This window comes from Prevotella sp. 20925_1_30 (assembly GCF_041433025.1).
Taxonomy (GTDB): Bacteria; Bacteroidota; Bacteroidia; order Bacteroidales; family Bacteroidaceae; genus Prevotella; species Prevotella vespertina.
Genome location: NZ_JAPWAR010000011.1, coordinates 1 through 26,448 on the forward strand (window position 1 = coordinate 1; position 26,448 = coordinate 26,448).

At 43.6% G+C, this 26,448-nt stretch carries 20 protein-coding genes; 11 read left to right on the top strand and 9 right to left on the bottom strand.

Going from position 1 to position 26,448, the window contains the following annotated elements; genetic code table 11:
• From O3603_RS06375 to O3603_RS06400, 6 genes are all read right to left on the bottom strand, one after another.
• Positions 1–752: TonB-dependent receptor plug domain-containing protein (locus O3603_RS06375; RefSeq protein WP_371521579.1), on the bottom strand; the 752-nt coding region annotated here is incomplete at its 3' end.
• A 567-nt stretch (positions 753–1,319) separates the two neighbouring features.
• Positions 1,320–3,620, bottom strand: coding sequence for a bifunctional (p)ppGpp synthetase/guanosine-3',5'-bis(diphosphate) 3'-pyrophosphohydrolase (locus O3603_RS06380; protein WP_371521581.1), 2,301 nt, complete (start codon positions 3,618–3,620; stop codon positions 1,320–1,322).
• A 40-nt stretch (positions 3,621–3,660) separates the two neighbouring features.
• Positions 3,661–4,827, bottom strand: a complete 1,167-nt coding sequence (locus O3603_RS06385; RefSeq protein ID WP_155716480.1) for a lytic transglycosylase domain-containing protein — start codon at positions 4,825–4,827, stop codon at positions 3,661–3,663.
• Between the two features lie 40 nt (positions 4,828–4,867).
• Positions 4,868–5,647, bottom strand: coding sequence for a DUF5683 domain-containing protein (locus tag O3603_RS06390; RefSeq protein ID WP_273539890.1), 780 nt, complete (start codon positions 5,645–5,647; stop codon positions 4,868–4,870).
• 41 nt (positions 5,648–5,688) lie between these two features.
• Entirely contained in the window at positions 5,689–6,594 is a 906-nt protein-coding gene (locus O3603_RS06395) for a ParB/RepB/Spo0J family partition protein (protein WP_371521583.1), read from the bottom strand.
• A gap of 3 nt (positions 6,595–6,597) precedes the next feature.
• Positions 6,598–7,365 (bottom strand): AAA family ATPase, encoded by a 768-nt coding sequence (locus tag O3603_RS06400; protein WP_311453777.1) that lies wholly within the window; start codon positions 7,363–7,365, stop codon positions 6,598–6,600.
• Between the two features lie 114 nt (positions 7,366–7,479).
• Between O3603_RS06400 and surE the strand changes: the two genes are divergently transcribed.
• Both surE and lpxB read left to right on the top strand, forming a co-directional pair.
• On the top strand, positions 7,480–8,253 hold the full coding sequence (surE, locus tag O3603_RS06405) for a 5'/3'-nucleotidase SurE (RefSeq protein WP_371521586.1): 774 nt from the start codon (positions 7,480–7,482) through the stop codon (positions 8,251–8,253).
• A gap of 11 nt (positions 8,254–8,264) precedes the next feature.
• Positions 8,265–9,443 carry a lipid-A-disaccharide synthase gene (gene lpxB / locus O3603_RS06410; RefSeq protein WP_371521588.1) on the top strand — a complete coding sequence of 393 codons (1,179 nt, stop codon included), beginning with the start codon at positions 8,265–8,267 and terminating at the stop codon, positions 9,441–9,443.
• A gap of 404 nt (positions 9,444–9,847) precedes the next feature.
• Here the strand turns inward: lpxB and O3603_RS06415 are convergent, their stop codons facing one another.
• Together O3603_RS06415 and O3603_RS06420 are read right to left on the bottom strand one after the other, a co-directional pair.
• Positions 9,848–11,608 (bottom strand): 1-deoxy-D-xylulose-5-phosphate synthase, encoded by a 1,761-nt coding sequence (locus tag O3603_RS06415; RefSeq protein ID WP_371521589.1) that lies wholly within the window; start codon positions 11,606–11,608, stop codon positions 9,848–9,850.
• Between the two features lie 106 nt (positions 11,609–11,714).
• The gene (locus O3603_RS06420) at positions 11,715–13,217 is read right to left on the bottom strand and encodes an ATP-dependent RecD-like DNA helicase (RefSeq protein ID WP_371521591.1); all 1,503 of its coding nucleotides are present in this window, start codon (positions 13,215–13,217) and stop codon (positions 11,715–11,717) included.
• Positions 13,218–13,809: 592 nt separating this feature from the next.
• On the opposite strand from O3603_RS06420, the gene O3603_RS06425 reads away from it, so the two are divergent.
• The 9 genes from O3603_RS06425 to O3603_RS06465 all read left to right on the top strand — a co-directional run bounded on the left by O3603_RS06425 (position 13,810) and on the right by O3603_RS06465 (position 23,461).
• Positions 13,810–14,022 (top strand): hypothetical protein, encoded by a 213-nt coding sequence (locus tag O3603_RS06425; protein ID WP_009433829.1) that lies wholly within the window; start codon positions 13,810–13,812, stop codon positions 14,020–14,022.
• Between the two features lie 33 nt (positions 14,023–14,055).
• On the top strand, positions 14,056–15,633 hold the full coding sequence (locus O3603_RS06430) for a hypothetical protein (protein ID WP_371521593.1): 1,578 nt from the start codon (positions 14,056–14,058) through the stop codon (positions 15,631–15,633).
• Positions 15,634–15,891: 258 nt separating this feature from the next.
• Positions 15,892–16,353, top strand: a complete 462-nt coding sequence (locus O3603_RS06435) for an HU family DNA-binding protein (protein WP_371521595.1) — start codon at positions 15,892–15,894, stop codon at positions 16,351–16,353.
• A gap of 470 nt (positions 16,354–16,823) precedes the next feature.
• On the top strand, positions 16,824–17,693 hold the full coding sequence (locus O3603_RS06440) for an electron transfer flavoprotein beta subunit/FixA family protein (RefSeq protein ID WP_371521596.1): 870 nt from the start codon (positions 16,824–16,826) through the stop codon (positions 17,691–17,693).
• 191 nt (positions 17,694–17,884) lie between these two features.
• Positions 17,885–18,907, top strand: a complete 1,023-nt coding sequence (locus O3603_RS06445) for an electron transfer flavoprotein subunit alpha/FixB family protein (RefSeq protein WP_018910562.1) — start codon at positions 17,885–17,887, stop codon at positions 18,905–18,907.
• A 93-nt stretch (positions 18,908–19,000) separates the two neighbouring features.
• Positions 19,001–19,390, top strand: coding sequence for an endonuclease domain-containing protein (locus tag O3603_RS06450; RefSeq protein WP_371521598.1), 390 nt, complete (start codon positions 19,001–19,003; stop codon positions 19,388–19,390).
• Positions 19,391–19,474: 84 nt separating this feature from the next.
• A complete protein-coding gene (locus O3603_RS06455) occupies positions 19,475–21,205 on the top strand; it encodes an acyl-CoA dehydrogenase family protein (protein WP_371521600.1) in 1,731 nt (576 codons plus the stop codon).
• A gap of 134 nt (positions 21,206–21,339) precedes the next feature.
• Positions 21,340–22,644 (top strand): phosphatase PAP2 family protein, encoded by a 1,305-nt coding sequence (locus O3603_RS06460; RefSeq protein ID WP_371521602.1) that lies wholly within the window; start codon positions 21,340–21,342, stop codon positions 22,642–22,644.
• A gap of 439 nt (positions 22,645–23,083) precedes the next feature.
• Positions 23,084–23,461 carry a hypothetical protein gene (locus O3603_RS06465; protein ID WP_371521604.1) on the top strand — a complete coding sequence of 126 codons (378 nt, stop codon included), beginning with the start codon at positions 23,084–23,086 and terminating at the stop codon, positions 23,459–23,461.
• A 152-nt stretch (positions 23,462–23,613) separates the two neighbouring features.
• On the opposite strand, the gene O3603_RS06470 is transcribed toward O3603_RS06465, so the two are convergent.
• On the bottom strand, positions 23,614–26,400 hold the full coding sequence (locus tag O3603_RS06470; RefSeq protein WP_371521606.1) for a hypothetical protein: 2,787 nt from the start codon (positions 26,398–26,400) through the stop codon (positions 23,614–23,616).
• Between the last annotated feature and the right edge of the window lie 48 nt (positions 26,401–26,448).

A 26,448-nucleotide genomic window follows, 5' to 3' on the forward strand; every position in this document is an offset into this window, starting at 1 on the left:
ACAACTCCGCCCATTGCACCAAAGCCATAACGAATGCACTCAGCACCCTTGACTACCTCAACCATACTCGATCCCGTATAGTCTAACTCGGGCGCATGATCGGCTCCCCAGCTCTGACTTTCGAGGCGAACTCCATTGTTCATCAATAGGATTCGACTACTGTGCATACCTTGAATAACAGGTTTGGCAATCGTGTTTCCCGTGCTAATTGAACTCACGCCAGGCACTGTCTCAAGTAGTTTGGCTAGTGAGGTTGCACCGCCTTTCTCTAATGCCTCTTGACTAATTGATGCCGATTGTTGCAAGACAGTGGTATGTCCTTTCAAGGCTGTAATCGTCACATTATCCAACTGCTTAGAGTCGTCTTTCATCGTCAAGACCACTTGTCCGTCTGCTGGAACAACTATCAAGCGTGACAAGTTCTTGTAACCTAAATAAGAGACCGAAACCTTTATGCGAGTTACAGGATGTTTGAACTTAGCCACACAACGACCATTAATATCCGTGACAACAGGAGTTGCCAAACCTTCGCAATGTATCACAGCACCAACGAGGGGCTCTTGAGATTGTTCAGCAACTACGGAAAAGGTGATTGAAGAACCTTCATTCTTATCATCATCACCAACATGTTCCCTCCCATGCGCCGTTATCGAGGCTAAGAGTGGAGGCGAGAAAAGTAACAAAGAAGACATTAGGATTGTAGATGACAATAATCTAACATGCCTTCCAAAGTTCATCTTTAATTTAATCATATATTATCAGATTGTGAGTAGTTTATCACTTAAGTTTATGCTATATCCCCATTCTTTCTGATGGAAATAAGTATTATTTAGGGTGCTACTCAGTTCATAAATTAAGCTTAGAGATCTATTGGCTATTGCCTACAGGTCCGCAGATTCGTAGATGTTTGTTTGTAGATGAAGTCCTATTCAGTACTTTATTCTATACAACACCTTAATCGTTTGCAAAGGTATAGATATTTATTTATTACTGCAATACTTACTTTTAGCGATTTACATATTACTTATTTTTGGGTAAGAACATGGTTATTTCAACTACCAAACACTATTTTATGGTATGTTAGATATAGGATTTTAGGGTGGAGAAGTTCGTGTCTTTCGTATTCTAACATATTGAGTTACGTGAGACATGACAATGAGGAGAAAAGAAAGAAACGCCCTTCTTCATAGAAGGAAGGCGTTTCTTTGCAACGAAGAGAGGCTTTCTTCAAAACGAAGAAAGCCTCCCCTTTACTTGTATCCATTAGTCACTTCTTCCCTACAAGGAAGCTATATGGTGACTTCTGGAAACCTTCTTACCTATAAAACAGATTGTACTTCTTGTACACCTTTTATATTCTTCATACTCTCAACAATCACTTCTACATCATTGCGATCATGTACTTGCATCTCTATTGTACCATCAAATATGCCATTATCACTCGTGATTGTGATCTTACGAATATTGATTCCTAGCTGATCAGAAAGCACATCGGAAATATCGTGTAACATACCACTTCTGTCAATACCACGTATCTGTATGGCTGCTCCAAAGAATAGACTGCGGTGCATATCCCACTTTGCATCCAATATACGAGTACCATAACTGGCTTTCAATTTAGCTGCTACTGGACATGAACGTTTGTGTATCTCAATGTGATTCTTATTATCGATATACCCCAAGATATCGTCCCCTGGTATGGCATGACAGCAATGTGGGAACACATAACGATAGACATTATCCTCATTGATGAAGATTGGCTTCTTCTTATTTAAGTCCTTTGTTACAACTATCAAACCTTCAGAACGCTCCGAGTCATCCGTGTTCACGGCTTGCATCTCCTTCTTTCCACTTGTCTTCAAGAATGGCACATAACGACGCCAACCACGCCCTTCCGTAGGCTTCTCAGACTTATTCTTCCCTCGAAGTTCATTAAGATCTGTATCTCCAAGTATGACTGTTTTATCTCCAATAGATAGGAAGAGACTATCGTGCTTCTTAAGGTCGTGCAACTCACAAAGCCTATCTAATACGGCCGTTGTCATCTCTAAGTCGTTTGCTCTCAACCATTGCAACAGTCGCTCTTCACCATTCTTCTGCACCTCACGACTCTCCCTACGAAGGATTGCTTGTATCTTTGCTTTTGCCTTAGCAGTCGATACGAAGTTAATCCAAGAGGGATCAACATGCTGTGACATAGACGTGAGTATCTCAACCTGATCACCACTTTGTAACTTATGACTAAGCGGTACTAGCTTGTGATTAACCTTTGCTCCAATGCAGTGACTACCAAGGAATGTGTGTATCTGAAAGGCAAAGTCGAGTGCAGTACAGCCTGCTGGCATTGTTTTAATCTCCCCTTTTGGAGTAAAGACAAATATTTCTGAGGCAAAGAGATTGAGCTTAATAGCATCTAAGAAGTCCATTGCATCAGGCTGAGGATCATCCAGAATCTCCTTGATTGTACTAAGCCATTCATTCAATTCACCCTCATCTTCAGTTATTTCTCCACCATCCTTATACTTCCAGTGGGCTGCAAATCCTTGTTCAGCAAGCTCGTTCATGTGTTCAGAACGAATCTGCACCTCTATCCATCGACCCTTTGCTGACATCAAAGTGACGTGTAATGCCTGGTAACCATTAGCCTTTGGATGGTTCACCCAGTCACGAAGTCGATCGGGATGACTCTTGTATATCTGACTGATTGCAACGTAGATTTGGAAGCAGTTATTGATTTCCTCTTCCTTAGACTTAGGCTTATAGATGATTCGAACAGCAAGGATATCATAAATCTCTTCGAATGTTACATGTTTGTTCTGCATCTTACACCAAATGGAGTAAGGGCTCTTCACACGTGCTTTCAACTCATATTCAAAGCCCATCTTATCGAGTTCTTTGCGGATAGGAGCAGTAAACTCGTCAAAGAGAGTGTCGCGTTGTGCTTGCGTAGAAGCCAATTTCTTCTCAATAGAAGCGTATGCATCGGGATGCTCGTAATGGAAACTTAAATCCTCTAATTCGGTCTTTATCTTATTAAGACCTAGTCGATTCGCAAGCGGCGCATAGATATAGAGCGTTTCACCAGCAATCTTGTATTGTTTGTTAGCAGGCTGTGAAGCAAGGGTGCGCATATTGTGTAAGCGGTCACAAATCTTAATGAGTATGACTCGAATGTCGTCACTCATCGTCAATAAGAGCTTCTTGAAATTCTCTGCTTGAGCGGAGGCTTGCTCTCCAAAAATGCCTCCAGAAATCTTTGTCAGACCATCAACTATCTGCGCAATCTTCGATCCGAAGATGTTTTCAATATCCTCTACTGTGTAGTCCGTATCCTCTACAACATCATGTAATAAGGCTGCACTAATGCTCGTTGCACCAAGTCCCATCTCTTCACAAGCTATCTGAGCAACAGCGATTGGGTGCAAGATATATGGTTCACCTGACAATCGGCGAACACCTTTATGAGCCTGTCGTGCGAAGTTGAAAGCCTTAGTTATGATGTCAACCTTCTTACGATGACGAGAGGCAAGATAGGTATCTAGAAGATGTTGAAAGGCTTCATCAACCATCTTCTCATAATCAATCACTTTTTCTTCTGTTCGTTCCTTGTCTTTATCCATAGTGCATCCTTTCCTATATATAATAAGGTGAAAGACTTGTTTAGTGCATCATCACGCCCTGTCTATGTAGTGCGGTTGTTTGGTTCGTGTTAGTAGCAACGACATTAGGGCCGGTTTTCTCGAATGATGCCTCATCTTGATATATAAGTTCTTTGCTATAGTTAAACTTCTCAATCATATCTGCTGGCAATCTTAACTTAGCCATTCCGTAAGTAGAAAAGGCTTTCACTACACCCAACTTGTATTGTGGATTAAGTGTTTTAATCTTATCTAATTCAATCCCCAAAACGTCTGCCACCTTCGCTAATGTGACGTCTTTCTCTATCACAACAGTATCACATTGAGCTGGAAGATTGGTTGGAAGCGGTGTTATATTATAATCGCCATAATAATTCATCACGTAGTTTACGGCTATAAAAGCTGGCACATACCCTCGTGTCTCTTTAGGGAGATAACGATAAACTGCCCAAAAATCGGATCCACCACCAGCCTTAGCAATAGCACTACTCACACGTCCTGGACCACAATTATAGGCTGCCAAAGCTAGAGTCCAATCTCCAAAGCGATTGTAAAGATCGCTTAGCAAGCGTGCTGCAGCATAAGAGGATTTCTCTGGATCACGCCTTTCATCAATATAATTATCAATCTGAAGGTTATATTGTTTACCAGTGGTTGTCATGAACTGCCATAGTCCTGCGGCTCCAACTCGCGATGTTGCATTAGGGTTAAGACCTGATTCTATAATAGGAAGATACTTCAGTTCTTGTGGTAGACCATAGCTACGCAAGGCCTTTTCAAAGAATGGGTTGTAATAGCTTGCACGCCCAAGTAAGTAACTCGTAGACTTCCGTCCAGCCTTTGTGTACCTATCAATATATCGTTTCACTTCGTCATTACAAGTCAATGTCATCACTTCTGAAAGGCTACGCATCTTACGTTTAATACCTTCCAAACCTTCTTCCAAATCCCCGATAGTGCCTTTTTCTGTTGTTTCCTCACTATTCACGCCCTGAAGTTTACCACTTTCATAGAACTTATCATCTGAGTAGTCAACATCAACATAACCAGTCAATGAGCCATCAGCAGTTGGTATTACAACATTTAGACTCTTACCATGATTGTCTATAACAGTTTGACTCTGCGCGTGTAAACTAGCAGTTGTCACCAGTGTAATTAATAGTGCAACGAAATATCTCTTATGCTTCATTACGTCTTATTTAGTTAACGCAAATACAGTGCGTCACTGCTTAGAATGTCAAACTACAGCCTAGTCCTATTGCCGAAGAACGGAAGGGATGATTTGGCGTAGCGATACTCTTATCTTGAATGACTGTCGGTGCAATGTGTAATGACAGGTCATCTGAAATATTAAAATCCGACAGGGAGGCATCTACATAAGCATCAATAACAGATAAAGCATAGACTGCCACGGTTGCAAAGATGCTCAAATCGCGCCAACGACGATAGCGATCTTTACGTTGTTTGAATATGTTTTTATAGCGTTCTTCATTAGCAGATGTAATCGTTGTACCCAAATGCAAGAAGCTATTATAGCTCTGGGTCGTAGGGTCATTATCAACAAGATCGACGTATGCCTGTGCATAGTCATGATACATCTGATTATTCCATGTCATTGCGTAAATACACCCAACAATACCGCCATAGAATATTGGGAGCTTCCAATACTTACGATTATAAACCTGCCCAGCACCAGGTAATACCAATGCTAACCACAGTGCTCTCTTAGGATTAGGACGCCACTTTGCCCAATCACGACCTTGTCGCTTCACAAGACTAAGGCTATCCTTACGCACAACGGAAGTAAGACGTCCTTCATCATCTGGTGTTAATATCGCTCTTTCTTCCACATACTTATCCTGTGAATTAGGAACTTTAACAACGGAGGAATCGCCTGGATAGATTACTTTTATCGTATCATCAGAGACATTCTGAGCCTGCATACCCATTGAACAAACGAGCATCCCTACTGCTAATATCCCCCTACGAATTATATTCTTAACCATCATCACTATCCGTCTTTATTAACTAATACCTGTAAAGAAGTACTTTACTTCATTTTATCCATCACTTCCATAATATGCTCCAATTCTTCTTCTGAAGCAAACGGAATACTTATCTTCCCCTTCCCACTCGCATTGCAACTCATCTGAACCTTTGTGTTAAAGAAAGAGGAAAGGCGTTGCTTGAGGATATTAAACTCTTCAGGAAGACGCTTACGAGCTGCTATTTTCTTCTTGGCAGACTGTATGTCTTCCCCACTATTAAGCTGTTGACATAGTTCCTCTACCTTTCTAACACTATAACCATTCTTTAGAATCTCACGATAAAGCTTCAGTTGTAATGCCGGATTATCTAATGATAACAATGCACGAGCATGCCCCATGTCAACTTCCTTCTTCTGTAATGCCATCTGCACTTGCGCTGGAAGTTTTAAAAGACGAAGATAGTTAGCTATAGCGGCACGGCTCTTTCCTACACGCTCTGCCACTCTCTCTTGTGTCATACCACTCTTCTCCAACAAGTGTTCATAGGCAAGTGCGATTTCAATAGCATTCAAGTCTTCACGTTGGATATTCTCTACCAACGCCAATTCCATCACACTTTCGTCCTTAATCGTTCGAATATAAGCAGGGATAGCTGTTAATCCAGCTAACTGGCTTGCACGCCAACGTCGCTCACCAGCGATAATCTGGAAGCGGTTATCAGCTATCTGTCTCAAGGTGATTGGTTGTACTAATCCAAGCTCACGAATACTATTTGCCAACTCCTCCAAAGCGACTGGATCAAACTCACGACGTGGTTGATTAGGATTCGCTTCGATCTGATCTAAGGCTATCTCATTAATCGTTGAGCTGCCTTGTGTACTAACAGTATCAGTAGAAATCAATGCGTCAAGCCCACGACCCAACGCATTTGTCTTTGCATTTCGATTGTATTTCTTATGTACAGCCATTCCTTATTTCTTATTCTTTTCGATGATTTCTTTTGCCAGATTAAGGTGATTCTTTGCTCCAGTAGAGTCTGCATCATAGAGGATAACAGGTAATCCATGACTCGGACTCTCGGATAACTTCACGTTACGTTGTATGACTGAGCGGAACACCAGTTCCTGGAAATGACGCTTAACTTCATCATATATCTGTCGAGCTAACCGAAGACGACTATCATACATCGTCAACAAGAATCCTTCTATCTCGAGCTTCGGATTAAGCTTACTCTTAATAATCTTGATTGTATTCAGCAGTTTGCTAATACCTTCCAAAGCAAAGTATTCACACTGAACAGGTATGATTACGGAATCAGCTGCTGTCAAGGCATTGACCGTAATAAGCCCTAATGACGGACTACAGTCTATCAGAATGTAATCATAATCATCACGTATCTCAGCAAGCAGATTGCTCATTACCTTCTCACGACCGCTGAGTTTCAACATCTCAATCTCGGCTCCGACAAGGTCAATATGGCTGGGCACAATATCAAGCCCATCAATATCAGTTGTGTAGATAGCGTCTCTTATATCGGCATGGTCAATGATACATTCATAAAGAGAACAGTCCACTTCCTTTATATCTACACCCAAACCACTTGACGCATTAGCCTGTGGATCGGCATCGATAACCAACACGCTCTTCTCTAAAGTAGCAAGAGAAGCCGCTAAATTGATGGTGGTTGTTGTCTTTCCGACACCGCCTTTTTGATTGGCGAGAGCGATAATCTTTCCCATTTCTCTATATATTCCAAATACGTTTATTAGGCTACAAAGATACACAAATTATGTGAGACAGGGAGCTTTATAAACCTTTTTTCGTACTTTTGCATCCAATCAAAAGCGAAAACAATGGATTTTACTAAACCACTTATACTCGTCTCTAACGATGATGGATACCACTCGAATGGTATTCGCACGTTGGTTTCTTTCCTCACAGACTTTGCTGATGTGGTTGTTTGTGCACCCGAGTCTGGACGTTCGGGATTCTCATGTGCCTTCTCGGTAACTGATTATTTGTTATTGAAACAACGTCATAACATTCCTAATTGTGAGGTATGGTCATGTACTGGAACACCTGTCGATTGCGTTAAACTTGCATTAGATCAGTTGCTCAAAGAGCGTAAACCAGATTTAATCCTTAGTGGCATCAACCATGGCGACAACTCTTCTGTGAATAATCACTACAGTGGTACGATGGGAGTAGCCTATGAAGGCTGTATGAAATATATTCCTTCTATTGCCTTCTCAAGCTGTGACTATAACACTGAAGCCGACCTCTCTTACCTCAGGGATTACGTAAGAAAGATTGTAAAGAAGGTTCTTACCGATGGACTCCCTAAGGGCGTATGCTTGAATGTGAACTTCCCTAAGGTGGAGAAGTTCGCTGGCTTGAAGGTTTGCCGTATGGGATTCGGTAGTTGGACACGGGAGGTTGAACGTTGCAAACACCCTCGTGGCTTCGATTACTATTGGCTAACTGGGCATTATCGAAACGATGAACCCGATGCCACCGACACGGATCAATGGGCTTTAAATCATGGCTATGTATCGGTTACGCCAACACGTATTGACGTCACGGACTACGATATGATTGAGAAGATGAACACGTGGAATACCCTCTAAACACTTGATATATGAAGTATTACTTGATTGTTGGTGAGGCCTCTGGTGATCTACATGCTTCACGTCTGATGCAGTCTTTGATGCAGTATGACCCTGCTGCCGAGTTCCGCTTCTTGGGTGGAGATCTAATGCAGAGAGTGGGTGGAACACGGGTTAAACATTATCGGGAACTTGCCTACATGGGCTTTGTGCCAGTTCTACTCCACCTACCTACTATCTTCAAGAACATGAAGATGTGCAAGGAAGATATCGTACGTTGGCAACCCGACGTAGTAATCCTCATCGACTATCCAGGCTTCAATCTTAGTATTGCCAAATATGTAAAGAAGAATACAAACATACCTGTCTTCTATTACATCTCACCGAAGATATGGGCATGGAAAGAATGGAGAATCAAAGCTATTAAGCGTGATGTGAAGGAGATGTTCTCTATTCTTCCGTTTGAAATAGCTTTCTATGAGAAGAAACATCACTACAAAATACATTACGTTGGCAACCCCACTAAGGAGGAAGTAGATAACTTCCAACATGTTTACACAGAGTCGAAAGACGAGTTCTGTCAGCGTAATAACTTATCGTCGAAACCGATTATTGCGATCCTTGCAGGCAGTAGGAAACAAGAGATAAAGGATAATCTTCCGTCAATGCTTGAGGCTGCACGCCACTTTGAAGATTATCAAATGGTGATTGCAGCAGCCCCTTCTATCGAGAAATCATACTATAAGAAATATCTCGGAGATAGTGAAGCTAAGATGGTGGAGTTGCAGACTTACGAGTTACTCACCCACTCCACAGCGGCGTTAGTAACAAGTGGAACCGCAACACTTGAGACCGCTTTACTCAACGTTCCGCAAGTGGTTTGCTATGAGACGCCCGTTCCGAAGCTCATTCGTTTCGCTTTCAAGCATATAATTAAGGTGCGTTTCATCTCCCTTGTCAACCTCATTGCCGATAAAGAAATCGTACAGGAATTACTCGCCGACCGCTTTTCAATTTACAATATAGCCAACGAGTTATATCGAATCTTACCCGGTCAGCCCGCTCGTGAGCGCATGCTTGCCGATTATCAAATCGTCCGCGAACGCCTTGGAGATGCTGTTGCGCCTGATAATGCAGCGAAGATAATGGTTGGGAAGTTAACCAGCAGCATTGCACAAGTAGGCTTTTCTGTGACAAACAACAGTGAGTAACAGATATAACAAGACATAACCTCACTAACAAAGGACTATAAAGAATAAGATAAGAGACGCCTTCTTCCAATGGAAGAGGGCGTCTCTTTGATGTAAGGAGAGGCTCTCCTTGTATCGAGAAGGGCGTCCCGTCAATCAGAAGGGATATGCCTCAGCAAATTATACAGCCTTGTATAATTGAGTATCACGTACGTGATAATGGATTATACAGCGGTGTATAATTGAGTATCATCTACGTGATAACGGATTATACAGGGCGTGTATAATCACGCAAGCTATATCTATTAGCAAGATGATAGTACGCTTACAATACAAGTAGAAACCTAGTTTTAATTCCCTTTCTCTTATGTATAATAGGCAAAGACACCTATTGATTGGAGAGTAAAAACATACTGACAACGCACTTACGACAGGATATTTAGCACATCTTCTACTATCTGCTCATCCTGTAAATGGTTATCAGACAATAGCTGTTGAAGGTCGAAACGATCGTAGAGATCCTTCTTTACGCCGCCAACAAGTACCTTCATATCAGTAGGGCCATAGTAAGATGCAATGCGCTCACCGAATCCTCCATCCTTACAACCATCTTCCAATGTCACAACCAACTCGTGGTCATCCTTCAAAGCATTCAATGTATTCGCATCAACAGCATTCAGATAACGAGGATTGATGAGGGTTGCATCAATCCCTTTATCAGCCAATAAGCGAGCTACATTCTCACCTTTTTGATAGAAAGAACCTGCTGCAATGATAGCAACCTTTGAGCCTTTGTGCATGATCTTATACTTTGGTTCGTAGTCATACATGGTATCAACAGCCTCTGAAGTATGGTTAACTCCGTTGGTCGGAATACGTAAGGCGATAGGCTTCTTATCCTGTTGGATAGCCCAACGAAGCATTGCGAAATATTCCTCACAGGTAGTTGGAGCAAGATAAATAAGATTTGGTATGCTACAAAGCATTGGTATATCGAAAAGGCAGATATGCGTAATATCATTCATAGATGCCGTGCCACCCCATGCTACATTAATAACTGCTGGGTTAGAGTTAATGCAGAGATCCTGTGCAATCTGGTCGTAGCTGCGTTGGATAAACGTACTAAAGACTGTCCATACTGGATGTAGTCCGCCCTTTGCCATACCAGATATCATTGCTACAGCTTGCTCTTCGGCAATACCTACATCAACATGTTGCTTGCCTGCTTTCATACGTTTCTCTGGTGTAAACCCAGCTACAGATGGGGTGCCAGAGGTAACAGCAACGAGCGTCTTATCCGTCTTCATCTCCTCTAACATCCAATCGCTAAGGAGTTGCTCATAGGACTCATACGCTGGAGACGCTGGTCGACTACCATCCTCGATATTGAAAGGCATACCATAATGCCATGCCTCTTTATTGGCTACAGCAGGTGCGAAACCATGTCCTTTCTCTGTGTGGATATGAACGACAGTAGGCTTATCTGTCCCCTTCACACTGCGGAATAACTCTATTAACTTCGCAACATCATTGCCTTCCTCAAGGTACTTATATTCAAATCCCCACGCCTTGAACCAGTTATGCTCACAGGTTCCGTGGCTCTCACGCAAGGCACGTAAGTTCTTGTAGATACCGCCATGATTCTCTGCAATAGACATCTCATTATCATTGACAACGATGATGATTCCAGTGCCAAGTTCGGATGCTTCATCCAATCCCTCAAATGCTTCACCACCTGAAAGGGAGCCATCTCCTATGACAGTAATGATATTCTCGTTCGTACCCTTTAGGTCACGTGCCTTCTGAAGACCTGTTGCAAGACTCACAGAGGTGGATGTGTGTCCCACTTCAAAGTTGTCATATTCAGGACATTCAGTAGGTGATGAGTATCCACTGATGGCATCCATCGCCTCCAAATCACCTAAGAAACCAGACGCACGACCTGTTAGAACCTTATGCGGATAGCTCTGGTGGCTCACATCAAAGACTAATTTATCCTTCGGTGCATCGAATACATAATGTAAAGCAACCGTTGCCTCTACGAAACCGAGGTTCGGACCAATGTGCCCACCATGCTTACTAACACGATTCAATACTGCTTGGCGAGTTTCATCCGCTACAATCTTTAATGCTTCGATACTTAGTGGTTTTAAGTCGGCTGGCGACTTGATCTTCTCAATGTACATGTTATTTGCTTTATAAATGGTTGTTATCTTGTGCGCACAAAGGTACTAATACTATCTAAGCATCAGCCTACCGATATCTTAAATAATCCTATCCACCTCCTCTTTCTTACGCTTCCTCCACCTGTGTCTTCGGCCAATTAACAAGATAAAGGTGCTCCGTGGCACGGGTGAATGCTGTATAGAGCCAGTGGATATAGTCGGGAGTTAGCATCTCATCTGTCATATAGCCTTGATCAAGATAGATGTGCGCCCACTGCCCACCTTGTGCTTTATGACAGGTAATAGCATATCCGAACTTCACTTGCAAAGCATTGTAATAATCATCCTCACGTATCTTCTTCATACGATCAGACTTCAGTGGTACGTCGGCATAATCTGCCAGTACTTGTTGAAAGAGTTGTTCGTTCTGTTCGTGCGTTAGTGCTGGTGCTTCCGTTGTGAGCGTATCAAGAATGACGATCATATCCTCCTCGGTATTGTCGTAATCGGGGAATGATAAGGTAACATCGGCAAAACGGAATCCATAAAGCTCCCGCACATTGCGCACACTACGCACAATAGCACGGTCGCCATTGGCTATGAAGCCCCCTTCAATCCCCCTGAAAGAAGAGAGTCCTTTGTTGGAGGTCGCCTTACCTTGCATTCCCTCCCCTGCTGCTTGGGCTTCCCCCCTTTCGGGGGGATTGTGGGGGGCTTTATACTTATTCTTCACCACCATCAACATATCGCCCGTTGTCAATTCCTCTTCACGCCCTAATACCATATTACGAATACCCTGATTGAAGATATTGGCACGCTTATTCGACCGTGTGATAACCATGGTTTCATCTATTCCTACTTCTGCATAACTCGTTGAAAGGCTCTCTATGAGTTCATCGCCAGGTACGATTGAGATGTCGGCAAAGCCTTTGAAGCGAATCTTGGGTAGTGCTGTTGCTTGGTCGTGGGTAATCATTTGCCGAATGATGGTAGCATTATAGAGAATACCAGAGTCTTGGCTTTGACGGAGAACTTCATTCAAATCACACTCATAGACCTTCAAGCCATAAGCAGCTAACACGTCAGTACGCAAGGCGGGACTCTCGGCTTCACCCACAGGGGGCAACTGCGCCTTATCACCAATCAGCAACATTCGGCAGTTGCGTTCGTTATAAACAAACTGAATGAGGTCGTCTAACAAGCAACCACTCCCAAAGGTGGAGTTCACGGAGGTTAGACTTATCATCGAGGCTTCGTCTATCATGAACAAACGATTACGATAGAGATTCGCATTAAGGTTGAACTTTCCATCCAATCCAGCGAATGTTCGCTCTCGATAGATACTTCGATGAATGGTAGCAGCAGGCTGACCAGAGTTTAAAGAGAATACTTTTGCTGCACGACCAGTAGGTGCGAGAAGGCTTATCTTGTATTGCAAGTCTAAGAGCGTGCGCACAATAACACTTGCTAAGGAGGTTTTGCCCGTACCAGCACTACCTCGGAGTATCATCACACAACGCTCATCGCTATCGGTTATGAAGCGTTCGAAGACATCAAGGGCATGCATCTGGTCGGTGGTCGGAGCGAACGGGAAGTTACGAAGTATTTGATACATTAGTTCGTTGGACATGTGTCTTACCTTTATCGTTTCCTTATGTTATAATCATCTATTAGAACGACAAAGATACAATATTCTTATTACATCACACTCCTTTTTTAAAAGAATACATCTTGAATAATACTCTCTACTCCCCTCCTCTCTGGAGGAGAGGGGTTGGGGGTGAGGCTTTATTTTTCCTTCTTTTCCTTGCCCATTCCATTTTATCTTATTACCTTTGCGCCCGTTGAGTGAGAATTAACTTATTAATAATGATGTTACAAACAACGAATTTCAATCAAGCTAACGTTTGCGCCTTATATAATAAAGGTGTAAATGCATGTGCTATTGCGTTGGATTCTTTAACATCTAAAAACGAGAAAAAGATAGCAAATAATTTGGTAGTTCCAAATATTTGTATACTCTCTCTCTCTCTCTCTCTCTAGTAGAGCAGACGTAAATTACACATTTTTTTCTTCTCGCGTACGCGCGCGCGAAGCGTGTCGCAAACCCTGTAAACAAAGGACTTCTAGGAGTTTCCTTTGTTCTTTTTTTGTGTCCGTACCTAAACCGAAATATAGAAAAATTAAGCACGAAATAACAACTATTTTTAATCAATAAAACAATGGAGAAAAAGAAAGAAAAGAAGAATTATTCTGCACCTAATTGCGTAATAGTTCAGGTAAACGAAACCACTAATTTAATGGCGGGGTCTCCTTTTAATGGTCAGCATAACCCAGCAACTCCTGGCGGAACCATCAGCAGTGCTAAGCAAGCACCAGCATGGCAGGGAGCTGACAATGAGAACGAAGACGATTTTTCCGCTTGGGAAGACTAACAGAGAGTTATTAACAAAGAGAACTAAGTAAAAATGAAGAAAACAATGAAACGACATTCATTCATCGCACGACTAGCGTCTTTGGCTGTCGTGTTTGGTTTAACATTAGCCTTTGCCTCTTGTGCGAATGATGATTTAGCGCAGAACGGCAAAACCTCCACTGACGATAAAGGCTTAACTGCATTCTGCACAGGCGAACCAGCAACACGCACAACCATGGAGGCAGATGGCAAATTCTATTGGGAAGCAGGCGATAAGATTTGGGTAAAGGACGATAGTGGCAATTGGAAGCAAAGTAGCAACTCGCCAACAGGCAAGAAAGCCTCTTTTAAGTTTTTAATGCCTGGTAAATACACCGCCAAATCTTCATACGAAGTTTATTACCCTGGTAAGAATGGTAATCAAAACCAAGTAACCATCTCTGCGAGTCAAACGCAAACAGAGCCTAACACCACCGCTCACTTTGGTGCATCAGGCGATTGCGGTATAGCCAAGGCAACACGCAACGCTACAAGCCACGAGTTCGAGTTTGCACTCGACCACAAGGCAGCTTACCTTGTTTTTAAGCCTTATACAAGCAATGATGTACTAAAGTATTGCTATCTCACGAAGATAGAAGTGACATCAGATAATGACATTGCATCCACATCTACCTATACACTTGATCCAACCGCAGATACTGGTGCAGGCGCATTAACAGGTACAGGTAACGGAAAGCAGATTGTACTTACAACAAAGGGCGACTATGGTAGTACATTTCAAAATGGTTTTCCCTTGACAAACACTTCTGCCAGTCTAACAACCAATGGTGCTTACATGGTTATCAAGCCTGGCACACACACTTTAAGAATCCGTTACTGGGTAAAGGATGTTGCAACGAACATAGAGGGAACAATTACCAAGATTATTCCTTCCCATACCTTTGCAAAGAACGAATACGTCAACATGGAAGCTGATCTGCAAATAAAGAATTACGACGGTGACAAATACTACATGTGGGACGCACAGGAACAGTACTGGAAGGGGCAAGAATGGAACCTTGGTGGCAGCCAGCCAACACTGACAAGCCAGTCTGCCAGCAGCGACTATCCACGGAATAGTAGCGATACTAACAATCGTTGGTACCACGAGGGCGGTGGTTCAGGTCGCTTCGACGCTACCCAAAGTTGCGCAGGTCTTCCCAACGTGAACGAGATGACATGGTACGCCGCAAAGGGCGAACCACGTTGGGACGCAGACGAACTTTGGACAACAATGGGTCACTTATATAAAGGTGGTATGTGGTTTAAGAAGAAGGCGAATATAAGCGGATTTGACGCTAACAAAGCCGTAGACGGAACCGATTGGCGAACAAATGGCTACCAAAGAAGCTGGTCCGCATCTTACACTCTTCCTTCCGCAGCTGACGCAAATAATTACTTCTACCTGCCCGCCTTGGCTTACTACGGCTCTGGTCAGCTGAGCAATGTTGGCAACGTAGGCTTCTATTGGTCGTCAAGTGCTCTCTCATGGAGCAGTATCTATGCGTACTGCCTGTACATCAGCAGTGGTCACGCCAACGTGGGCTACTACCACCGCGCCAGCGGGTTCAGGGCGGAGGCACTTCAGTAGTCCTCGCGATTGCTCCTTTACAGGTGTCGGCCTCAAAAAGGCGGCACCTAAGACACCGCCGTACGGTGATTGAGATAGGACATAAACAATGGGCTTCAAGGGTGTTTAACACCTACGGTCAAGGGTGTTTAACACCCTTGATCAACAGTGTTAAACACCCTTGAAGAAGAGTCTTAAACACCCTTGAAACGAAGTATTGAATACCAATAGAAAAAGAGTTTTAACAATATAATTATCAACCATTTAAAAGTAAATACTATGGTAGAGTTTGAAGTAAAATCAAAGAAACAAACAATCGGGAAGAAGAAGGGGCAGACGGTGTACTACGCTGTGCCCAAGAGTAATCAACACATGACGCTTGACTCGCTTTGCGACATGATTATGGACGAGACATCGCTCTCGCGTGGTGATGTGATGAACACGCTTATCACATTGGGTAAGATGGCGTGCCGCTCGCTGAAGATGGGTGCCAGTATTGACCTTGGCGACCTCGGTTCGCTTCGCATTTACTTCCCTCCAAAGATGATGGACGACATGAAGGACGTGACAGCTGCCACACTGAAGAAACCAAAGATTGTCTTTACTCCTAAGAATAGGATGCGTGAGGCTGCAAATGCTGTGGAGGTGTCAGTGGATAATCCTGCTAGGAAGAAAGAGAAAGAGCCTGAGAAGAAAGGGGAAGAAAAAGAAAAGGAAGCGGTTGGACCACAAGCGGGGTAAAAAGCCGAAGAGGGGCTTGGGGAGGTTTTTACCACGGGAGCATTTAAGGTTGATTCAGGGTATCAATCGTTCTGTAATAAGACAATCGATTATATTAATTGTGAAATTAATGTCTTTCAAAACTAGTGTATTAATTTGGTTCTCTCGCTCCTGTGGTACACAGCCTCACCCCCAAAAAGAGGGTGGGGCTTTTGTATAAGACAGAAGAACACAGATAAAGACATAGTAACATAGTTTTAGACAGAAGGACAGAAGAACATATTTTCAATGACACAGGCTTTGGAGACATAGTAACATACGAACATAGGGGTATAGTAACATAGTTTTAGACAGAAGGATATAGAAAACAGAAGAAACATATTTTTCAATGACATAGGAATTGAATGCATAGAATTTGCTTATATTCTAAAAAAAACGTACTTTTGCCACCACTCACGTAATAAGAAATTCTAAATCACACATTTATATCTATGAGTTTGAAAATCGTTGTACTTGCTAAGCAGGTACCAGACACAAGAAACGTGGGTAAAGATGCGATGACAGCTGAGGGCACGGTGAATCGTGCAGCACTGCCAGCTATCTTCAACCCAGAAGACCTAAACGCTTTAGAGCAGGCCTTACGACTGAAAGATCAAGACCCAGATGCCTCTGTTGGTATTTTGACTATGGGTCCTCCACGTGCTGGAGAAATTATCCGACAAGGACTTTATCGTGGTGCAGATACCGGTTGGTTACTTACCGATCGCAAGTTTGCTGGTGCCGACACCTTGGCTACTTCTTACGCCTTGGCTACTGCCGTAAAGAAGATTGGGGATGTAGACATTATCATTGGTGGTCGTCAAGCTATTGATGGCGATACGGCACAGGTGGGTCCACAGGTTGCACAAAAGTTAGGTCTTAATCAGGTTACTTACGCTGAAGAGATTCTAAAGGTGGAAGGCGGAAAGGCAACTATTCGCCGTCATATTGATGGTGGTGTTGAGACGGTCGTAGCCCCATTGCCAGTGCTGATTACTGTTAATGGTTCTGCAGCACCTGCTCGCCCATGTAATGCTAAGCTCGTTATGAAGTACAAATACGCTACATGTCCTATGGAGCGCAAGGGTAATGAGCCTTGGGCTAACCTCTACGAAGAGCGTCCTTACCTCACTTTGAACCAATGGTCAGTTGCTGACGTTGATGGAGACGAAGCTCAATGCGGTCTTAGCGGTTCGCCAACAAAGGTGAAAGCAGTGCAGAACATTGTCTTTCAAGCTAAGGAGAGTCAGACGCTAACAGGCTCTGATGAGGATATTGAAGGACTTGTTAAGGAACTATTAGGAGAGAAGATAATTGGGTAAAAAAGCCTCACCCCCAGCCCCTCTCCGAGTGGAGAGGGGAGTGGAATGTACTGTTTGCTATTAACATACATAAAGGTGAGGCATCATATAAATATTTAAATCCCCCAGCAAGTGAAACATTTCACTCCCCTCTCCATTACTTCCCTTCGGTCAGTGACCGTTGGTTCGGAGAGGGGGCGGGGGTGAGGCTTATGAATAACGTATTTGTATATTGCGAAATAGAAGAGACCACCGTACAGGAGGTTTCGCAGGAGCTATTGACTAAGGGTCGTAAGCTCGCTAATGAATTGGGTGTTGAGTTACATGCTATTGTTGCTGGTAGTGGTATTAAGGGGAAGGTGGAAGACCAGATTCTGCCTTACGGAGTAGACAAGCTCTTTGTCTTTGATGGTGAGGGACTATTCCCTTACACATCTGCACCCCACACAGATATCCTTGTTAATCTCTTCAAAGAGGAGAAGCCACAGATTTGTTTGATGGGTGCAACGGTGATTGGTCGTGACCTCGGTCCTCGTGTATCATCATCATTGACAAGTGGTCTGACTGCCGATTGTACACAACTAGAGATTGGTGACTACGATGACAAGAAAGCTGGCAAGCATTATGAGAATCTGCTTTATCAGATTCGCCCTGCCTTTGGTGGTAACATCGTAGCAACGATTGTCAACCCAGACCACCGTCCACAGATGGCAACGGTTCGTTCTGGTGTAATGCAGAAAGCACTCTATGAGGGTAAGGCAAAGAATGAGGTTGTCTATCCAGATGTTGCTAAATATGTGCCTGAAGTAGACTATGTTGTAAAGGTTATCGACCGCCATGTCGAACCAGCACAGAACAACTTGAAGGGTTCTCCTATCGTTGTTGCTGGTGGATATGGTGTTGGTTCAAAGGAAGGTTTCGACTTGCTATTCAAGCTCGCAAAGGAACTTCATGGTGAGGTCGGTGCTAGTCGTGCTGCTGTTGATGCTGGTTGGGTAGACCACGATCGCCAAATTGGACAGACAGGTGTCACCGTTCACCCTAAAGTGTACATCGCTTGTGGTATCTCTGGGCAGATTCAACACATTGCTGGAATGCAGGACAGCGGTATCATCATATCTATTAACAACGACCCAGACGCCCCCATCAATGCCATTGCCGACTATGTCATCAATGGAACAGTTGAGGAGGTAGTGCCTAAGTTGATAAAGTATTATAAGCAGAATAGTAAATAAAGCCTCACCCCCGCCCCCTCTCCGAGTGGAGAGGGGAGTAGACACTACTATTAGATGTTGTTAGGGAAAAGGTAGATAGTTAGACTATAAGGTATGGGAAAGGATGGAGCGCAATGGTTTGAGACTGCTTCTGTTGATAGATATAAGCTATTAAAAGAATTTGCAAAGGAGAACAGACGGCACATGACGGATGCAGAGAAAGTCCTTTGGAAAGTTCTACGCCAATCAAAATGTAGCTTCAAATTCAGACGGCAACATCCCATATATGATTATATCGCTGACTTCATTTGCTTAGAGAAGAGACTTATAATAGAGGTTGATGGGGCTTACCATTGCGAACCTCAGCAACAAGAAGATGACCAAATCCGTACGGATATCCTCTCAGATATGGGGTACAAGATACTTCGCTTTACTAATGACGAAGTGCTATCCAGCCCACATACTGTATTAAACATGATTAAAGAAGAAATAAATAACAAATAAATAAAAGCCATTAAACACCTCCTATAAAGCATATCACTCCCCTCTCCATTCGGAGAGGGGGCGGGGGTGAGGCTATTGGGACTTATGAATTATTATACTGACCACCCAGAGATAGCGTTTCACTTGAATCATCCATTGATGAAACGCATTGTAGAATTGAAGGAGCGTAACTACGCTGATGCCGCTACACACGCTGAAGCACCAGTAAACTACGAGGACGCTATTGAGAATTACAAGCGTATCCTTGATATTACGGGAGACATCACAGCGAACATCATCGCACCTAACTCTGAAGCTGTCGACCAAGAAGGTCCACACCTCATTGATAACCGCATGCACTATGCAAGTAAGACGCTTGAGAACATACAAGCCACTCGTCAAGCTGGTTTATGGGGCGTATCAATGCCACGCCAATATGGTGGCTTGAACCTTCCTAACGTCGTATTCTCTATGTTATCAGAGCTTATTGCAGCTGCTGATGCTGGCTTCCAAAACATTTGGTCATTGCAGTCATGTATCGACACGCTCTACGAGTTCGGTAATGACGACCAACGCCAACGCTATATCCCACGCATTTGTGCAGGCGAAACCATGTCAATGGACCTCACCGAACCAGATGCTGGCTCCGACCTCCAGCGCGTTATGCTCAAGGCTACCTTCGATGAGAAGGAGAATTGCTGGCGACTGAATGGTGTGAAGCGATTCATTACCAATGGTGATTCTGATATCCACCTCGTCCTCGCCAGATCAGAAGAGGGCACACGAGACGGACGTGGCTTGTCTATGTTCATATACGATAAGCGCAATGGAGGCGTTGACGTGCGTCACATCGAGAACAAGCTCGGTATACATGGTTCGCCTACTTGCGAGCTTGTTTACAAGAATGCAAAAGCAGAACTATGTGGCAACACACGCATGGGACTCATCAAATACGTTATGGCATTGATGAATGGTGCTCGACTCGGCATAGCCGCTCAGTCGGTGGGTCTTGAGCAAGAGGCTTACAACGAGGGATTGGCATACGCAAAGGAACGTGCGCAATTCGGCAAGAAGATCATAACTTTCCCTGCGGTTTACGATATGCTCTCTCGTATGAAAGCGAAGCTCGACGCTGGTCGTTCGCTATTGTATCAGACGGCTCGTTACGTTGATATCTACAAGGCATTGGAGGATATTGCTCGTGACCAGAAGCTCACTCCTGAGGAGCGTCAAGAGATGAAGAAGTACATAAGACTGGCTGACGCTTTCACTCCGCTCGCCAAGGGTATCAACTCTGAATACGCTAACCAGACTGCTTACGATGCTATCTCTATCCATGGAGGCTCTGGCTTCATCATGGAGTACAAGTGCCAACGCTTGTATCGTGATGCGCGTATCTTCTCTATCTATGAGGGTACAACGCAACTCCAGGTAGTAGCTGCTATTCGTTACATCACCAACGGCACCTACCTTTCTATCATGAAGGAGATGCTTGAGGGCGAACTCGCTTGCGACTGCATGAAGGCTTTGCGCGATCGTGTTGCTCGTCTCGTTGAGCTTTACGAGGAGTCAATCGAGAGGGTAAATGCTTACGATAACCAAGATATCCACGACTTCCTTGCTCGCCGTCTATACAATATGACAGCCGATATCATTGGTTCGCTACTCTTGATTGAAGATGCTTCTAAGGCACCAGAGTTATTCAAGAAGTCGGCTAATGTATTCGTTCGCATGGCAGAGGAAGAGGTGATTGGTCACGCTTCTTACATCAAGTCATTCGACCCAGCAGACCTTGCTAACTTCAAGGCTACGGACGATGAACCTGCTGAAGCATAACGATTAACACACAAGAAACGTCTAACGGGAGGATGTGTCATTACATTTTCGACACATCCTCCTTACCTTTATTATATAACTAATTAATTTCTATAACAGCATAATAACATTGCCAGCAAACAAGCTCTAAGATAATGAAAGAACTATCCAAACACCCAACAAATAGAGTTAAATCAGTTCTACTGTTATATCTTCTTTTCTTTGTTTCAATGTGTGGGTATTCCGAAACAGCAGACACACTATCTGTTATCAGCAACGATAGCTTACAAACCGAACAAAATACAATTATCCAACCATCGCTTCAGACTAAGATGGATAACTTCAGACAGCGACGTTGGTTTCAAGCTACCTATCTAGGCGTCCCACTGATAGCTATGGGGTTACTCGAAAAACATTTCGACGATAAGTTCCGAGTACTAAGGAATGACTTCATGCCTAAGTTCGACTATAAACTCGACAATTACACACAGATAGCACCAGCGGCTGTCATGCTCGGCTTGAAGGCAGCAGGAGTGCCAAGCAGGTCCTCATGGGGAAGGATGATTATGAGCGATGCTATCACCATTACTTTGATGACAGGGGTGGTACAAGGACTCAAATATACAACCAATGTAACCCGACCTGATGGAAGCAATAAACAGAGCTTTCCCTCAGGACATACTGCGACCGCCTTTATGACTGCCACTATGCTATCCAAGGAGTATGGGCACATCTCTCCATGGGTGAGTGTTGGGGCATATACCATAGCAACTGCAACAGGACTAATGCGTATGGCGAATAACAAGCATTGGCTCAGTGATGTCATGGTTGGAGCTGGCTTTGGTATTCTGTCAACAGAGTTCGGATATTGGATAACTGATACTTTCATGAGAGGTAGGGGATTAAACTTCCAAAAGTTACAAGAGGAGGAACAACTAGGACGTAGCAACCCTTCATTCTTCAACCTCTATATGGGCTTTAATATCCCTCTAAGTAAGTTTGATATCAATAATAACACAACCATCCAAACATCAGTGGGAACCGTCCTTGGTGTTGAAGGAGCCTACTTCTTCAATAAGTATATAGGTATTGGTGGGCGTTCAACTTTCTCAAACATACAGCTTATCATTAACGACACTGAAACACAAGACAACACGTTCAACTTCGATAACTTCAGCATTGGACCTTATTTCTCGCTTCCACTAACGCTTAGATGGACGCTTGATACAAAGCTGCTAGCAACGTTTACCTATTATTACAATACAATAATCAATAATATAAATATTCCGAAAAATACTGGATGGGGCATTGGAACAGGTTTAGGTATTAACTATCATATAAGAAAGCATTTCGCCTTTGGCTTATTTGCCGATCACAATATACAGCCACCATACAGCATGAAGAACAAAGAGTACATTCACACACTGACTATTGGTACCAAAGCTGCCATGAGATTCTAAGGTTTACACTATAAAACAGCTACATCCAATTAGTTGGATGGTATCATCCAATTAGCTGGATGGTGTCATCCAATTAGTTGGATGATGTTGTCCAATTAGTTGGATGCATTCGTCCAATTAGTTGGATGATGTCGTCCAATTAACTAGATAGTGCTGTCAAATTAGTTGAATAACATTATCTACCTCATTGAAAAACATATATAAGAACTCTCATTAATAGGAATCCATAACAACAGATTAGTTGCTTTTCTTCTAACAAAATTGTCTATTAGGTTGCCTTCATTAGCTGTTTTGAACCGCCTTTCACAGCTCTTCCCTCAAAAGAAGTTATTAGAACCAATAGTCTATAACAACCTCAAGAGCGAAATAAAACATACACCTTTATGGTGATATGCGAAATTATCTCTATCTTTGCAGCACGTAATTAAAAGGAAAGAATATGAAGAGGTATATGCAAGCAAGCCTATTATTGATGGGCTTCCTGTTGGTTCAATCAACCGCAGCAATGGCGCAATGCCCTATCAAGGAACGGATTATGAATGGTGAGGGAGAGGCTGATTCGACATCGCAAGTAAGATCTGCTCCTGCACTGGCAAGCTACACGTTGGTTATTTTCTTCGATAAGAAGAAGGGCAGCAAACCGCTCATGAAGGCGATCAAGACGAGCGCATGTACGGTGCTCTACAAATACAAGGAATCTAACGGAGTAGCGATTAAGGTGCGTGAAGGATGGGATATGAACAAAGCCATAGCCTACTTCAAAGGCGTGAAGGGCGTTCTAAGTATAGGCGTGAATGGTATCATGCAGCCCGAATAGGCATCTGTAACGTTCCAACAAACAATAAGGTCAGGCTAAAAACATAGCCTGACCTTTCTTTGTTAGATGGTAGATAGCACGCGATTAGATGATAGATAGCACGTGATTAGATGGTAAGAGGACACGTGATTAGATCGTAAGAGAGAGCATGATCACTTCTTCTTTGGATTGACATTGAACTTCCATGCGAGCGAGAACATCACATATCGGGGAATACTGTTGTGCCAAGTCTCCATGCGCCCTTGCTCATTAACGGCATAGCTTGTACTCCTCAACTGGTGGAGAATATCGAACGCCTGCAACTTAGCTAACAAATGATTGTTGAAGAAGGAACGTGTGAGTTGTGCATTCCAGAGCCAGTCTGACGTGTTCATCTCTGCTTGCTGATAGCCTCGACGCATAAAGACTGTCATGTCAGTGACCAACTGGAAATGGCAAGGAAGTGCTAAGGTCGTATTCAGTCCCACGTTATAGTCACCTGCATGAATAGCCTCGAAGCCTGTGCGCTTGCTAGTGATTGAGTAATACTTCACGCCTCCGTGCAAGGCAACCTCTGCATTGTCATTGGCTCGATAATTCAACTTCAATGAGTTATCAAGTATCACATTCCCCACTATGCTACGCTCGTTTCCCGTGCTACCCAGCGTCTGTGCCATATCCACCGAGTGCCTATATTCTGCTGCGAAGTTGTTATCAATCGTCAACCGATTGTTCTTATCCAATGCACGTGTGAAGTTGAAACTACTATTAATATGCCAGTTACCATTCACACTAACGGGTAGGATGTGCGAAACGGAGGTCGTTTTATCATATTGCAGACCGTATGCCACAGCGTTATCCGTCTGATTATAGCTCGCACTTAGGCTGATATTCTGTTGGTGCTGACCACGGAATGTCACATTACCCGTCACATAGTACTTATGAATATCACGCAACTTGCTATTGCCCTCACGCACATATAGCGGATTGCTGTCGTCTCGGTAAGTGGTAAGAAGCGTCATCTCGGGGAAGTCCGAACTCACCCCCATGCGCACTGACCATTGACCTTGTTTCTCCAAAGAGAGCATAGGTTCGAAGAATGTCCGCTGTCGACTGATGTGCTGCATCCCCATTCGTTCATAGTTCAGACTGGCATGCAAGAGGCGAACGGGTACTCCCACACGGAACTCGGCACCGAAGAGTAGGCTCTTTAATGACGAATAAGAAAGATTGAAGAGGTGCTCATGTCGACGCTCCCGATACTCATAAGTGTTGTTACCATCCAATGCGCCCGCTATCATCAAGGCTGTTGATGGTGGGAGATTATCGAGTGAGTAAGGTCCAGCACCTATCCGATCGAGTCGGTAAAGGAGGTTATTTGTCTTGTTAAAGTTATAGATGTACTTGTATTCAGGTATCACGCTGCGGCCACGATAGTTCCATATATAATGCAAGCCAGCCGTTAGCTTGAGGTTCTGATTCGGTGTATTGAGATAGCGCACACGCTTATCTGCAGGTAAGGCAGCCGTTGGGTATTGCAAGTCGGACGATAATAATGAGCGATTCAGGTCTCTAGTGTAATACACCTGACCTGTTACTCCGAACATATCACTCATTAACACCTTCCATCCCACACTATTATCGAATGTGAAACCATAGTGCTTTACATCGTTACTCTGGCTTTCCATCAGTCGACTCAACAATGAATTATGTACCGAGTCACGCTGGTTTTCCAGTCCCCAACCCGTTTTCTTCTTATAAGATGCAGCCAGATTCGATGTCACATAATAGGCATCTTCCTGCAATATTAACAGGTTGGTTGTTTGCCACGACGTACTACTATTCCTCATATTCGACACCGCCTTGCGATAGGAGTCACCATCAGGTAAGAAGGTCTGTGTGTTCGTCTTCGTTACTAAATTATCGTTCGTATGCTCCCAAGTGACATCACTTTGAAACCAAGAGATCGGTGAACCCAAGGGGCGCATATAAGAGAGTCCAGCCGTCTTCGTCGTTGTTAGTCCGTCAGAAACATCCTGCGGCGACCATTCCCCATCAAGTCTTGCCCGCTGATTATCGTTTAGGTTGTTCATACTAAAGTATGTCCCGATACGCTCCTTATCGGAGAACTTCATGAGAAAAGCACGTGTCATATAACGATGTTGAGTACCTGCTCCAGCCTCAAAGTTGCCCATGTAGCCCGTAGCATACTCCTTCTTCAGTCGTACATCCATTGTATATACCTTGTCGCCCATGTCTTGTCCCATCATCTGCGACTTCTGTCCAGCCTTATTGAACACCTTTATCTTACTTACCGTGTAGGCTGGCAGGTTCTCCAAAGCCATCATTGGGTTACCAGAGAAGAAGTTATTGCCATTGACCAATAGGCTCTCTACATACTTGCCATTGACATATATCTGTCCATCCTTCGTCAGTTTCGCCCCCGGCAAGCGTGCCACTAAGGTCTCCAGCATACTCCCTTCAGGCAGATTAAACGCATCGGCATTATAGACGATAGTATCTTTCTTGATGACCATCTTCAGCTTTGTCGCCTTCACCGTGACCTCTTTTAACTTGTGCACCTTATACATATAGATGGTTCTCACAGGTATATAGAACTCGCGTTTGCTCTTCAGTTCGCAATTCATGTAGGCATCTTGATACCCTTCTGACACCGCATGAACAATGTAATGACCCTTTTCTATAACACCAGGAAAGGAATATTCGCCAGAATAAAGCGTCTCGCCGCTCTCTGGATTCTGCTCTGCTTCGGTCGAAACAGAATCTATCACAATGCTATCCGCCGTCATCAAGTATAACTTCACAGGCATTCCTTCTCCCGTAATAGCGTCTTGCACCAATCCATTCACTTGATAACGATACTTCTGTGCATGGGCTGATAAGCATATAAACAGCGCACAAATCATAAAAAATAAGCTTCGAACTCGGTTCTTAGTCATAAACTTTAGGTTGATTATTAGATGTTTGTTAAGGATTTATCGAATATC

Bases quoted from the DNA above. Each gene is read 5' to 3' on its own strand.
- O3603_RS06380 (WP_371521581.1), bottom strand. From the start codon at position 3,620: ATGGATAAAGACAAGGAACGAACAGAAGAAAAAGTGATTGATTATGAG.
- O3603_RS06385 (WP_155716480.1), bottom strand. From the start codon at position 4,827: ATGAAGCATAAGAGATATTTCGTTGCACTATTAATTACACTGGTGACA.
- O3603_RS06390 (WP_273539890.1), bottom strand. From the start codon at position 5,647: ATGATGGTTAAGAATATAATTCGTAGGGGGATATTAGCAGTAGGGATG.
- O3603_RS06395 (WP_371521583.1), bottom strand. From the start codon at position 6,594: ATGGCTGTACATAAGAAATACAATCGAAATGCAAAGACAAATGCGTTG.
- O3603_RS06400 (WP_311453777.1), bottom strand. From the start codon at position 7,365: ATGGGAAAGATTATCGCTCTCGCCAATCAAAAAGGCGGTGTCGGAAAG.
- surE (WP_371521586.1), top strand. From the start codon at position 7,480: ATGGATTTTACTAAACCACTTATACTCGTCTCTAACGATGATGGATAC.
- lpxB (WP_371521588.1), top strand. From the start codon at position 8,265: ATGAAGTATTACTTGATTGTTGGTGAGGCCTCTGGTGATCTACATGCT.
- O3603_RS06415 (WP_371521589.1), bottom strand. From the start codon at position 11,608: ATGTACATTGAGAAGATCAAGTCGCCAGCCGACTTAAAACCACTAAGT.
- O3603_RS06420 (WP_371521591.1), bottom strand. From the start codon at position 13,217: ATGTCCAACGAACTAATGTATCAAATACTTCGTAACTTCCCGTTCGCT.
- O3603_RS06425 (WP_009433829.1), top strand. From the start codon at position 13,810: ATGGAGAAAAAGAAAGAAAAGAAGAATTATTCTGCACCTAATTGCGTA.
- O3603_RS06430 (WP_371521593.1), top strand. From the start codon at position 14,056: ATGAAGAAAACAATGAAACGACATTCATTCATCGCACGACTAGCGTCT.
- O3603_RS06435 (WP_371521595.1), top strand. From the start codon at position 15,892: ATGGTAGAGTTTGAAGTAAAATCAAAGAAACAAACAATCGGGAAGAAG.
- O3603_RS06440 (WP_371521596.1), top strand. From the start codon at position 16,824: ATGAGTTTGAAAATCGTTGTACTTGCTAAGCAGGTACCAGACACAAGA.
- O3603_RS06445 (WP_018910562.1), top strand. From the start codon at position 17,885: ATGAATAACGTATTTGTATATTGCGAAATAGAAGAGACCACCGTACAG.
- O3603_RS06450 (WP_371521598.1), top strand. From the start codon at position 19,001: ATGGGAAAGGATGGAGCGCAATGGTTTGAGACTGCTTCTGTTGATAGA.
- O3603_RS06455 (WP_371521600.1), top strand. From the start codon at position 19,475: ATGAATTATTATACTGACCACCCAGAGATAGCGTTTCACTTGAATCAT.
- O3603_RS06460 (WP_371521602.1), top strand. From the start codon at position 21,340: ATGAAAGAACTATCCAAACACCCAACAAATAGAGTTAAATCAGTTCTA.
- O3603_RS06465 (WP_371521604.1), top strand. From the start codon at position 23,084: ATGAAGAGGTATATGCAAGCAAGCCTATTATTGATGGGCTTCCTGTTG.
- O3603_RS06470 (WP_371521606.1), bottom strand. From the start codon at position 26,400: ATGACTAAGAACCGAGTTCGAAGCTTATTTTTTATGATTTGTGCGCTG.